Genomic DNA, 11,995 nt, shown 5'->3' with positions numbered 1-11,995 from the left:
TGACCCCCCGAACCTAGGAGTGATCGTGGCACGTTCGTTCTATCTTCACCGTTCCATCGGCGTGACCGCGGCCCTTGCGGTCGCTCTTTCGCTTGCCGCATGCGCGGGGTCCGGCGCTTCCGGCGCCGGATCGACGGATTCGTCGGCGGACTCGATCAAGCTCGTCTCCCCCGGAGCCTTGACGATCTGCACCGGCGATTCTCCGCCGAACATCTTCTACGACGAGAACAACGAGTTGACCGGCGTCGAGATCGACATCGCCGGTGCACTCGCAACCGAGCTCGACCTGGAACTGAAGCTCTCGGAGTACGCGTTCGCCGGCCTCATCCCGGCGCTCCAGGCTCAGCAGTGCGATGTGATCATGGGCTCGCTCTACATCAAGCCCGAGCGCGAGGAGATCGCGAACTTCGTGCCGTACCTCTACTCCGGCACCGCGGTCGGCGTCGCGAAGGCGAACCCGAAGAACGTCAGCGGGTTCGACGAGTCGCTCTGCGGCACGAAGGTCGTGGCCATCACCGGTGCCACGGGCGCCGTCGAGGCCGAGAACCGGTCGAAGGAGTGCACCGATTCCGGCGAGGCGCCGATCGAGATCACGCTCGTCGACGAGGGCACCAACGCGATCCAGCAGGTGCTCGCCGGACAGGCCGACGCATTCATCGACACCTCGGAGATCGTCGACTTCTACCACCGCGAATCCGACGGGGACTTCGAGATGACCGGGGAGCCGTTCGGCAAGATCGAGATCGGCGCGGCGACCCTGAAGAACAACGCCGCGCTCAACGAGGCGCTCGACGAGGCCTTCCAGACCGTGCTCGATGACGGCCGCTACCACGAGATTCTCGAGCAGTGGGGCGTGCAGAGCGCCGACATCGCTGCCGGCGCATAGTCGCGCCGCCCGGAAATCCGCACCCGAACACCGAAGGAGTCATCATGGCGTTCGACTGGACGTACTTCTGGCAGAGTCTGCTCACGCCGAGCCCGCAGTTCCTCAACGGGCTCGCGCTGACCGTCGTCATCTCCGTGGTGGCGATGGCGCTCGCCCTCGTGGTCGGACTCCTCATCGCGCTCATGGGCCGCAGTCGCTTCCTGCCACTGCGCATCTTCGCGAGCCTGTACATCTGGGTGATCCGCGGCACGCCGCTGCTCGTGCAGCTCGTGATCATCTACACCGGATTCGCCGCAGCAGGGCTGTTCCGCTTCGAGGACGTCGACCTGTTCGGGGCCCTCATCAAGGGCGCCGTGCAAGCGGCGATCGTCGGCCTGATGCTCAACGAGAGTGCGTACATCTCCGAGATCGTCCGTTCGGGTCTCGAGTCCGTCGACCGCGGGCAGAACGAGGCGGCGCTCTCACTCGGCATGACCCCGCTTGGCGCGATGCGCCGGATCATCGTGCCGCAGGCGATCCGCGTGATGGTGCCGCCGCTCGGCAACTCCTTCAACGGCCTCATGAAGAGCACATCGATCCTCTCGATCATCGGTGTGGCCGAGATGTTCCAGATCGGCAGCACGATGAGCGCCTCGACCTTCAAGGTGTTCGAGATCTACATCGTGGTCGCCCTCTACTACCTGCTCCTCACGACCGTGTGGACCTTGGCGCAGACCGGAATCGAGAACATGCTCAATGCCCAAGCCGGCCTTCCCCGTGCCGAGCCAGTGCTGAAGCGACTCTTCGGCCTCCGCAGCCGGAGGGCCGCTGCCGTGGCCGCCCCGGTCCTCCAGCCCGTCGACGCCGCGTGAGGAGCGAGCAATGACTCTCTACACCGCCCCGAACACGATCGACATCGAGCCCATCGTGCGAGCCGTCGGCGTGCACAAGTCCTTCGGCGACAAGCACATCCTGACCGGCGTCGACCTCGAGGTCGCGCGCGGCGAAGTGGTCGTGCTCGTCGGCCCGTCGGGTGCGGGCAAGACGACCTTCCTGCGCACGCTCAACCGCCTCGAAGCCATCGACGCCGGCGAGATCGCGGTGCGCGGCGAGCGCATCGGGCAGCGCACGAATCAGCGAGGGCGGCTCGTGGAACGCTCGGTGCGCGAGCTCGCGCAGCAGCGGGCCGAGATCGGATTCGTGTTCCAGCACTTCAACCTGTTCCCGAACATGACGGTGCTCGAGAACATCTGGCATGCCCCAGTTCACGTCAAGCGCGAGCCGAAGGCCACCGCCGTCGCCTATGCGAACGAGTTGCTCGCCCGCGTCGGCCTCGCCGAGAAGGCCGACGTTCGCCCGCGGTCGCTGTCGGGCGGCCAGCAGCAGCGGGTCGCCATCGCACGCGCGCTCGCGATGCGCCCCGCGCTGATGCTCTTCGACGAGCCGACGAGCGCGCTCGATCCCGAGATGGTCGGCGAGGTGCTCGCGGTGATGCGCGACCTCGCCGCTGCCGGCATGACGATGATCGTCGTGAGCCACGAGATGGGCTTCACGCGAGAGGTCGCCGACCGGGTGATCGTGATGGACGGGGGCCGGATCATCGAGTCCGGCTATCCGGACCAGGTCTTCACCGCGCCGCAGCACGAGCGAACACGTCAGTTCCTGTCGAAGGTGCTGTGACACGACGGCGACCGCGCGCGGCCGGTCACGCGTCGTGGGCGTACTGCTGCAGCACCACGACCGTGAGCCCGAGCGCGACGAGGGTGCCGAAGGCGAACACCTGCTGCCACCAGACCACCCCGGTGCGCCGCACCGCGAGGTAGCCGATCAGGCCGAGGGTCGCGACGTAGACGATCGACGCCGCCCACAGCGCGGCGTTGAGGCTGAACACCCCGAATGCGGCGAGCGCGAGCAGCACGAGCGGTACGCCCGCCGACGCGATCGCCGTGCCCGCGGTCCGCAGCATGCGGCCCATCTCGACGCGGTTCGGAAACGCCGCTCGCACGGAGAGGTGCGCGACGATATCGGCGACGTACCCCGCAGACGTGATCGCGACGATGCCGATCAACAGGGTGAGCGTCGCACGGGTCGCGTCGATGTGTTCGAGGTGCGAGTGCTGCACGAGCACGATGGCCAGACCCGTGTACGCCGCGTAGACGCGTTCCTTGACGGCCTGGCCGTCGTCTTCCATCGTTCGGCCGGCGCCGCGGCCCCCCACGCGTCCCATGCCAGTCAAGGTAGCAGCCGCCTCACGAGCACCCGGGTTCTGGAAGGATTGGCGCATGACGCAAGCCCGACTGCTCGTGAGCGTGCCCGGACCCACTCTGCGCGACGCCCTCGGTACGCCGCCCCCGGGCGCCGACGTGGTCGTCTGGGATCTCGAGGCGCCCGCGCCGGGCGATCACATCGATCTCGTCGTGCCGCCCTACATGAGCGCCGCGTCCCGCCTCGGCGCACTCGACGGCGTGAGCACTCGCCTCGTGCAGTCGCAGTCGATCGGCTTCGACGGCGTGCCGGCCGCGCTGCCACCCGGGCACGTCTTCGCCAATGCCGCGAGCGTGCACGAGACCTCGACCGCCGAGCTCACCATCGCCCTCGTGCTCGCGTCGCAACGCGGCATCCCCGACTTCGTACGCGCAGCGGGCGAGGGCCGCTGGGCCCCGGCCCGGCACGAGAGCCTCGCCGACCGCCGCGTACTGCTCATCGGCTACGGCGGCGTCGGTCGCGCGATCGAGGCCAGACTCGCACCGTTCGAGGTCGAGATCACGCGAGTCGCGAGCCGCGCTCGCTCCGACGAGCAGGGCTTCATCCGCGGCATCGATGAGCTGCCGACGCTGCTGCCGAACGCCGACATCGTGATCGTGGGCGTGCCGCTCACCGAATCGACCACCGGCCTCATCGGCGAGGCGTTCCTCGCCGCACTGCCCGACGGCGCCCTCGTCGTGAACATCGCGCGCGGCAAGGTCGCCGACACCGCCGCGATCCTCGCCGAGGCCGAGCGCGGCCGGCTCCGCTTCGCGCTCGACGTCACCGATCCCGAACCGCTGCCGGCGGGGCATCCGCTCTTCGCCCTGCCGAACGTGCTCGTCAGCCCGCACGTGGGCGGCGCGTCGACCGCGATGATCCCGCGCATGGCGCGGCTGCTGGGCGAGCAGATCGAGCGGATGCTGCGCGGCGACGAGCCCCTGAACGTCGTGTTCCGCAGCTGACGCAGATCCTCGAGAGGAACACCATGTCCGGCTTCGATCACGCCTTCGACTGGGCCCGCCGTCACGTCGACAGCGGCGCCCTGCCCACCGCGGTGCTCGGCATCGCCACGGCGGCCGGCGTCGTCGCACTCGAGGCCTTCGGCACCGAACGCGGGCGCGCGGCATCCGTCGACGACCACTACCCGCTGTTCTCGCTGACGAAGCCGCTCGTCGGCCTCGCTGCGCTGCGGCTCATCGAGCAGGGGCGCCTGACGCCAGACACCCCGCTCGTGAACGCCGTGCCGGAGTTCGGCGCCGGCCGTGACGACGTCGTGCGGCTCCGGCACCTCGTGAGCCACAGCTCGGGCATCGTCGAGCCGCCGATGGACACGCCCGGCCTGCGCTCGTTGCTGCTCGCGCCTGGGCGCGACTTCCCGGCCGGCGCCGCGACGCGTTACTCGACCATCGGCTTCGAGGGCATCGCCGCGATGATCGAGCACGCCGGCGGCACGTCGTGGTTCGACGCGGTCACCGCCGTCGGCCGGCGCGCCGGGGCCTCGGGCTTCACGCTCGACGCCTCGGCGTCCCCTCACGAGGTCGTCGACGCGGCCGCGCAGGGCGTCGACTACGAGCGCTTCGCCGCACTCGCCAGCCCCGGTGCCGGATTGCTGGGGCGGGCGGCCGACCTGCTCGCCGTCGGCAGCGCTCTGCTGCGCAACGACGGCACGGTCGTCGCCCCGATCACGGTCGAGGCGATGCTGCGGCCCCTCACGACGGGCATGGTGAAGCTCGAACCGTACGTCGCGTCGCGCGGCCAGGAGTGGGGGTTCACCTGGAACCTGCGGAACAACGCTCCGGGCCTGCTCGCCCGCGACTCCTACGGGCACGGCGGCTGGGCCGGGGCGGAATTCTGGGTCACGCCGTCACTCGGCGTCTGCTTCGTGCTGCTCACGAACATCGGCGGCGGGTTCCGTCGACTCGGCGTCGACGGCGACGAACTGCACAACGCGGTGGCCGCCGGCGCGTGAGCTCGCCTGCAGCGGGCTGAGCTCGTCGACTCCCGCCTCCGTCAGGGCTCGACGACCACGACCCGCAGCATCGTTCAGCCAGCAGCCGCGGCGTCGAGTGCCTGGAGCTCCGCGGCCGAGAGCACGAGCGACGTCGAGGCGAGCAGCGCGGGCAGCTGCCCCACCGTGCGCGCACTCGCGATCGGCGCGAGGACGGTCGGCTGCTGACGGAGCCAGGCGAGTGAGACGGATGCCACGTCCACACCGTGCTCGGCGGCGACCTCGTCGAGTGTGGCGAGCACCCGCCGGCCGCGGTCGTCGAGGTACTCGGCGGCGGCTCCGGCCCGCGGACTCGCACCGGGGGCGGCGACATCCGCTTCTCCCCGGTACTTGCCGGCGAGGAATCCCTTGGCGAGCGAGAAGTACGGCAGCACTGCGAGACCCTCGCGCTCGGCGCGTTCGCGCAGGCCGTGCTCGAAGTCGCGCTCGACGAGGTTGTAGTGCGGCTGCAGCGCGACGGGGCGGTGGAACCCGTTCGCGGCCGTGATCTCGAACCACTCGTCGATGCGCTCGGGCGAGTAGTTCGAGATGCCGAGTGCGCGCACCTTGCCGGCGTCGACGAGGGCCGAGAGCGCGTCGATCGTCTCGACCAGCGGCACGGACTCGTCATCGAAGTGCGCGTAGTAGAGGTCGATGCGATCGGTGCCGAGGCGCTGCAGCGAGGCATCGGCAGCGGCTGCGATGTTCGTCGCCGACAACCCCGGGAACTGCGGGTGTGTGCTCACCTTCGTGGCTATGACGACGTCGTCGCGGTTGCCGCGCGCCGCGAGCCATCGGCCGATGATGCGCTCGCTCTCGCCGCCCTCGTTGCCGGGCACCCAGTGCGAGTAGCCGTCGGCGGTGTCGATGAAGTCGCCGCCGCCGGCGACGAAGGCGTCGAGCACATCGAAGGATCCGGCCTCATCGGCGGTCCAGCCGAAGACGTTGCCGCCGAGCACGAGCGGGAACACCTCGAGCTCGGAGTCGGCGATGCGCTGGCGGGTGGCGGTGCTGGTCTCGGTCATGCTGCTCCTGCGTCTCGGAAACTGGTCGGCGAACTCGATCGGCGCTGCCGACACAGGAGGAGAACGACGAGCGGATGCGCCTATTCCCGCGTGTTCCGCCCGATGACGCAAGACCGCTCAGGTGGAGCCGAGCGGGGTGGGCATAGGCTCGACGCATGGCCATTTCGGCAGAACCTCGCGTCGCCCTGTACTTCGATTTCGACAACATCGTGATCTCGCGATACGACCAGCTGCACAGCGAGCCGGGCTCGCGCAGGACCAGCGCCTATCGCAAGGACACGTCGCCGGGCAAGGCTCCCGCCGCCGGATCCGAGACTGCGAAGAAGCTCGCCGAGGCGACCGTCGACATCGACGCCGTGCTCGACTTCGCCGCCACCTTCGGCACGATCGCCATCGCCCGGGCCTACGCCGACTGGTCGACGCCGATCAACGCGAGCTACCGCGGGCAACTCATCGACCGCGCCGTCGACCTCGTGCAGCTCTTCCCACTCTCGGCAACGAAGAACGGCGCCGACATCCGGCTCGCCGTCGACGCGGTCGAAGACATGTTCCGCATCGACGACCTTTCGCACATCGTGATCGTCGCGGGCGACTCCGATTACGTCGCGCTCGCCCAGAAGGCGAAGCGCCTCGGCCGCTACGTCGTCGGCATCGGCGTCGCGGGCGGCACGAGCCGCGCGCTCACGGCCTCGTGCGACGAGTACGCCGACTACGACACCCTGCTCGCCACCGATGTCGCCGTGAGCGACGACGAGGAGACTGATGCCCCCGCGCCCGCCGTCCGCGGGCGCGGCCGGGGCACGGCGGCAGCCGCCGCAGCTGCAGCCGCGTCAGAGCCCGCCGACGGCGAGGCCACCGAGGGCGCAGACGCCGCAGGATCTGCCGAAGCCGCCGGAGCCGAGCCGGCGAAGGCTCCCGCCCGCCGCCGACGGGCATCGACGAAGCAGACGACCGAGGCGGGCGCCGAGGCCGCGATCGAGGCGACCGCACCGGTCGAAGAGCCGAAGCGCGTGTCGGCGCGCGCACTGCAGTTCGTCGCACCCGTCGAGCCGGCTCCGATCGACGACGAGGTCACGGCGGGCAGCCCGCGCAACCCGGGCCGCCTGCTGCTGAAGGCACTCGAGCTGATGCGGGCGAAGAACGACGAGGAGTGGCAGTCGTCGACCGCGGTCAAGAACCAGATGATGCGCATGGACCCCTCGTTCCAAGAGCGCCGGCTCGGCTTCGCCTCATTCACCGAGTTCCTGAAGTCGCGCGGCGGAGTCGTCGAGCTCGACGAGGCCGGCCGGGGCCGCGTGCGCATCCGCCCGAAGAAGGACTGAGCTCGCTCGCTCCCCCTCCCTCCTGTGGTCTGACCACACGTGCTACTGTGGTCTGACCACACACACGAGAGGGCGATCGGCATGGGCGCTGCGACATCCGATGCTCCGCGCGCGTGGCGCACCGTGCTCGAGCACATCGAGCAGCAGCTGCTCGACGGCGCGCTGCGCCCCGGTGACCGCCTGCCCGGCGAGCGGGCCCTGTCGGCCGAACTCGGCGTCGGCCGCTCGAGCGCCCGCGAGGCGCTGCGCGTGCTCGAGGTACTCGGACTCATCCGCACCGCCGCCGGCTCGGGGCCGAACTCGGGTGCGATCATCATCGCGACCCCCGGTGGGGGCATGTCCGCCCTCATGCGGCTGCAGGTCGCCGCGAGCGGGTTCCCGGTGGCCGACATCGTGCGCACGCGACTGATCCTCGAGTCATCCGTCGCCGGAGACCTCGCCGACGCCGCACCCGCCGCCGACCTCTCCGCCGCCGACCTCCTCCTCGACGCGATGGACTCCCCCGACCTCGCGCCGACCGAGTTCCTCGCGCTCGACGCCGCCTTCCACCTGGCGCTCGCCGAGGCATCCGGCAACCAGGTCATCACCGCGACGATGGCGGGCCTCCGCAGCGGCATCGAGGGGTACGCCCTCGAGGGCGTCTCGGCCATCGCCGACTGGTCGGCCACCTCGACGCGCCTGCGCACCGAGCACCGCGGCATCGTCGAGGCGATCAGAGCAGCGGATGCCGCGACCGCACGCTCCCGCACCCACGACCACATCTCTGGCTACTACGCCGAGACCTTCCCGCCGTCCAGCCCGTCCGGCCCGTCCGCACCCACCGCCACCCCCAGCCCCGCCAGCACCACCCCCGAGTCGCCCGCATGAGCCCCACCACGAGAAGCCCCACCACGAGAAGCCCCACCACGAGAAGCCCCACCACGAGAAAGCAGAGTCGCACCATGGTCCAGCGCCAGTTCCCGAACCCGAAAGAGCTCGCCGAGCTCATGAAGTTCAAGAAGCCGACGCTCAACCCCACCGACCGTCGCCTCGACCGGGCGGTGACCATCGCCGACCTCCGCGACATCGCCAAGCGACGCACGCCGAAGGCGCCGTTCGACTACACCGAGGGTGCGGCCGAGGGCGAGATCTCGCTGGCGCGAGCGCGTCAGGCCTTCCAGGACATCGAGTTCCACCCGTCGATCCTGCGCAGCGTGCCCGTGGTCGACATGACCCGCGACGTGCTCGGCGGCCCGAGCGCGCTGCCGTTCGGCATCGCGCCCACTGGCTTCACCAGGCTCATGCAGACCGAGGGCGAGATCGCCGGCGCCGGCGCCGCTGCCGCAGCGGGCATCCCGTTCACCCTCTCGACGCTCGGCACGACGTCGATCGAGAACGTGAAGGCCGAGAACCCGAACGGCCGCAACTGGTTCCAGCTCTACGTCATGCGCGACCGCGAGATCTCGTACGCCCTCGTGCGTCGTGCCGCCGCCGCGGGCTACGACACCCTGTTCTTCACGGTCGACACCCCTGTCGCGGGTGCCCGTCTCCGCGACAAGCGCAACGGGTTCTCGATCCCGCCGCAGCTCACGCCCGCGACGATCATCAACGCGCTGCCCCGCCCGGCGTGGTGGATCAACTTCCTCACCACGCCCTCGCTCGAGTTCGCCTCGCTCTCGACGACGGGCGGCACGGTCGCCGAGCTGCTCGACCACGCGATGGACCCGACGATCTCATTCGACGACCTCGACATCATCCGCGAGATGTGGCCCGGCAAGATCGTCGTCAAGGGCGTGCAGACCGTCGCCGACGCCAGGCTCCTCGCCGACCGCGGCGTCGACGGCATCGTGCTCTCCAACCACGGCGGTCGCCAGCTTGACCGGGCGCCCATTCCCTTCCACCTGCTGCCGCACGTCGTGCGCGAGATCGGCTCCGACATGGAGGTGCACGTCGACACGGGCATCATGAACGGCGCCGACATCGTGGCCTCGGTCGCGCTCGGTGCCCGCTTCACGCTGATCGGGCGCGCCTACCTCTACGGCCTCATGGCCGGCGGACGGCGCGGCGTCGACAAGACGATCTCGATCCTCCGGGGCGAGATCGAGCGCACGATGAAGCTGCTCGAGGTCGCCACGCTCGACGAGCTCGGCCCGCAGCACGTCACGCAGCTCTCGCGATTCACGGCGCTGCCGAAGCCCGTGACGGATGCCGCGGAGCAGGCCGTCGCCGCGAAGCCGAAGACCGTGCGCGCGCCGCGTGCCGCCGGCTCGACGGCGAAGACCGCTGGCGCGAAGACGGCGGGCGCGAAGACGGCGGGCTCGAAGACCGCGGCCGCCGCGGCGAAGACGACCACGGCGAAGGCCCCGGCGGCGAAGACCGCGACGACTCGCAGCTCCGTCAAGAAGTGACTCGTCGCGGCGCGGCGGCCGGCGTTTCGGCCGGTCGCCTCGCCGTGCGATAGCGCAGGAACCACGTGAGCATGAGCACCGATGCCACGAGGTAGAAGCCGTGCAGGAACCAGATCGGGCCGAGCGGCAGGCTGAACACGTACACGGAGTGCACGGCGTTGCCGACGTTGGTGATCGCGAGGTTGCCGAAGCTGTACGACGACAGGTCCTTCGTGCGCGCGGCCTTCACCAGCATGGGCAGGTAGCTCATGGCGAAGAGGCCGGTCGAGAGAACGCCGGCGAGCACGGCGACATCCATGTGCTCGACGCTACGAACGGCGACTCCCTGCGGCATCCGGAGAATCACCCATTCGCGGGATGCCGCAGGGAGTCGCCGGCTCCGCCATCACGCCGGTACCGCCCTGACGTCAGATCAGGGTGTGCTCGTAGGCGTAGGCCGTCGCCGCCGCACGCGACGAGACGCCGAGCTTCGCGAACACGTTGCTGAGGTGCCGGTCGACCGTCTTCTCGCTGAGGTAGAGCAGGTCGGCGATGGCCCGGTTCGTCCTGCCCTCGGCCACGAGGCGCACGACCTCGAGCTCGCGAGGCGTGAGCGCACCGAACCGGGCGGGCCTGCCGGTGCGGGTGAGCGCGTCGACCTGAAGCACGTCGGGGGTGGCGCCCAGCTCGAGGAACTCCGCGCGCGCGGCGTCCAGCTCCATCGACGCGGATGCCTCGTCACCGAGCGAGCGCCACGCGAGCGCCGTCAGCACACGGCATCGCGCGGCCTCGAACGGCGCGTCGACCTCCTGCCAGCTCGTCCAGGCGGTGCGCAGCGCGGCGAGCGCACCCCGGGCGTCGCCCTCGGCGAGCTGCACGGCACCCGTCGATCGTGCCGTGACCGCCCGCCGCACGGGCTTCGCGTCGGTCGGCGTCGCGGCCGCGAGTTCATCGGCGGCCCGCCGGGCGGCCGCGAGGTCACCCGCGGCGAGCTCGATCTCGACGATCGCGGGCAGCAGCTGCTGCCGGGTTGCCGGGTCGACCTGTTCGGCGACGGGGCCGATGAGGGATCGAGCCGATCGCACATTGCCCTGCGCGAGCCGCAGCAGGGCGAGGCCCGGTTGCGGGGGCCAGCCCGTCTCCGCGGCTCGCAGATAGGCCGCTTCGGCAGGTTCGACCTCGCCGCGCAGGCGATGCACCTCGCCCTGCAGGTACCAACCCGAGAATGTCGCGTTCCAGTCGCCGCGTTCGGCCAACTCGACCGCCACGCGGGCCGATTCGAGGGCGTCGATCCACGCGCCGTGCAGGCAGTACAGCTCGGCACGGTGCGCCTGGCACTTGCCGGTGAACATCACCATCTCGGGCCGCTCGCCGCACCAGTGGTCGAGCGCCACCGTCCACTCCTGCGCGCGGCGCACGTCGAACGCGAGATGGCAGCTGCCGATGACCTCGCAGTACACGATTCCGGATGCCACGGGCGAGATCTCACCCGCGGTGACCGCGATCATCACGTCGTCGAGCAGCGCGAGCCCGGCATCGGTGCGACCGAGCATGATCTCGGCCTGGCCGAGCCCGAGATGGGCGAGCGCCATGACGTCTCGGTCGTGGAACCGCTCGCCGATCGCGAAGGCCTCGGCGAACGTGCGCGCCGCGCCCGCGGCGTCACCGCTGAACAGCTCACCGAGGCCGACGGGGATGCGGGCGAGGCCCCCGGCTGATTCGGCGCCGCGCCCGCCCGCTGCCACCCGAGTCGCACGCGCGAGCCAGCCGCCGCCGCGCGCCAGATCGCCCTTGCTCGTGAGGAAGATGCCGATCCACGCCGCACAACGAGCCGCGCCCGCGGGGTCGTCGCCGTCGAGAAAGCTCTCGTGCGCCCGGGTCGCGATGTCGATGCCGACGGGATCGCGACCGAGCAGCAGGGCCGAGGTGGAGAAGCGCTCGAGATCAGCCGCTTCGAGCCCGCCGTCGCCGTCAGCCGCTTCGAAGGCCTCGAACGCGGTCAGCCAGCGGTGCTCGGCGAACGCCGCGCGACCGCGATCGAGAGCCGTCGAGGAGCTCATGTGCCTCCCGCCGTCGAATGCACGGCACACCCGTCGGATACGGGTCACGGTACGCCTGCACCGTGACCCGGGCAAGCATGCGTCCCTCGGCCGCAATCGCCTCGCGGCGGTCGCCCGACCCGC

The 11,995-nt window shown here is 70.4% G+C and carries 12 protein-coding genes; 8 read left to right on the top strand and 4 right to left on the bottom strand.

The features are described from left to right. Positions 1 to 25 precede the first annotated feature (25 nt). The 3 genes from H521_RS20535 to H521_RS0100280 are packed head-to-tail and all read left to right on the top strand — an operon-like array spanning position 26 to position 2,545. Complete coding sequence (locus H521_RS20535) at positions 26 to 886, top strand: ABC transporter substrate-binding protein (RefSeq protein WP_169513951.1); 861 nt, start codon at positions 26 to 28, stop codon at positions 884 to 886. Positions 887 to 930: 44 nt separating this feature from the next. Beyond that, a complete protein-coding gene (locus H521_RS0100285; RefSeq protein ID WP_022891032.1) occupies positions 931 to 1,737 on the top strand; it encodes an amino acid ABC transporter permease in 807 nt (268 codons plus the stop codon). Between the two features lie 10 nt (positions 1,738 to 1,747). Continuing rightward, a complete protein-coding gene (locus tag H521_RS0100280; protein ID WP_022891031.1) occupies positions 1,748 to 2,545 on the top strand; it encodes an amino acid ABC transporter ATP-binding protein in 798 nt (265 codons plus the stop codon). A gap of 25 nt (positions 2,546 to 2,570) precedes the next feature. On the opposite strand, the gene H521_RS20530 is transcribed toward H521_RS0100280, so the two are convergent. Beyond that, on the bottom strand, positions 2,571 to 3,092 hold the full coding sequence (locus tag H521_RS20530; RefSeq protein ID WP_156891223.1) for a hypothetical protein: 522 nt from the start codon (positions 3,090 to 3,092) through the stop codon (positions 2,571 to 2,573). Between the two features lie 55 nt (positions 3,093 to 3,147). Here H521_RS20530 and H521_RS0100270 point away from each other — a divergent pair, with 55 nt between their 5' ends. Both H521_RS0100270 and H521_RS0100265 read left to right on the top strand, forming a co-directional pair. Next, complete coding sequence (locus H521_RS0100270) at positions 3,148 to 4,074, top strand: 2-hydroxyacid dehydrogenase (protein WP_022891029.1); 927 nt, start codon at positions 3,148 to 3,150, stop codon at positions 4,072 to 4,074. A gap of 23 nt (positions 4,075 to 4,097) precedes the next feature. Beyond that, a complete protein-coding gene (locus H521_RS0100265) occupies positions 4,098 to 5,081 on the top strand; it encodes a serine hydrolase domain-containing protein (protein WP_022891028.1) in 984 nt (327 codons plus the stop codon). Between the two features lie 74 nt (positions 5,082 to 5,155). On the opposite strand, the gene H521_RS0100260 is transcribed toward H521_RS0100265, so the two are convergent. Then, positions 5,156 to 6,124, bottom strand: a complete 969-nt coding sequence (locus tag H521_RS0100260; RefSeq protein WP_022891027.1) for an aldo/keto reductase — start codon at positions 6,122 to 6,124, stop codon at positions 5,156 to 5,158. A 155-nt stretch (positions 6,125 to 6,279) separates the two neighbouring features. Here H521_RS0100260 and H521_RS0100255 point away from each other — a divergent pair, with 155 nt between their 5' ends. From H521_RS0100255 to H521_RS20520, 3 genes are all read left to right on the top strand, one after another. Further along, a complete protein-coding gene (locus H521_RS0100255; protein ID WP_022891026.1) occupies positions 6,280 to 7,446 on the top strand; it encodes an NYN domain-containing protein in 1,167 nt (388 codons plus the stop codon). Between the two features lie 81 nt (positions 7,447 to 7,527). Next, positions 7,528 to 8,313 (top strand): FadR/GntR family transcriptional regulator, encoded by a 786-nt coding sequence (locus H521_RS20525; RefSeq protein WP_022891025.1) that lies wholly within the window; start codon positions 7,528 to 7,530, stop codon positions 8,311 to 8,313. Positions 8,314 to 8,387: 74 nt separating this feature from the next. Beyond that, a complete protein-coding gene (locus H521_RS20520; RefSeq protein ID WP_022891024.1) occupies positions 8,388 to 9,833 on the top strand; it encodes an alpha-hydroxy acid oxidase in 1,446 nt (481 codons plus the stop codon). On the opposite strand, the gene H521_RS0100240 is transcribed toward H521_RS20520, so the two are convergent. Then, positions 9,823 to 10,131, bottom strand: a complete 309-nt coding sequence (locus H521_RS0100240; protein WP_022891023.1) for a hypothetical protein — start codon at positions 10,129 to 10,131, stop codon at positions 9,823 to 9,825. The two genes, H521_RS20520 and H521_RS0100240, sit on opposite strands and share 11 nt — an antisense overlap. Positions 10,132 to 10,240: 109 nt before the next feature. After that, positions 10,241 to 11,872 (bottom strand): helix-turn-helix domain-containing protein, encoded by a 1,632-nt coding sequence (locus H521_RS0100235; protein ID WP_022891022.1) that lies wholly within the window; start codon positions 11,870 to 11,872, stop codon positions 10,241 to 10,243. Positions 11,873 to 11,995 lie beyond the last annotated feature (123 nt).

The sequence above is a fragment of the Agromyces subbeticus DSM 16689 genome, from assembly GCF_000421565.1.
GTDB classification, from domain to species: domain Bacteria; phylum Actinomycetota; class Actinomycetes; order Actinomycetales; family Microbacteriaceae; genus Agromyces; species Agromyces subbeticus.
Note: the sequence above shows the minus strand (reverse complement) of the source record. Positions and strands in the feature narration are given on the sequence as shown.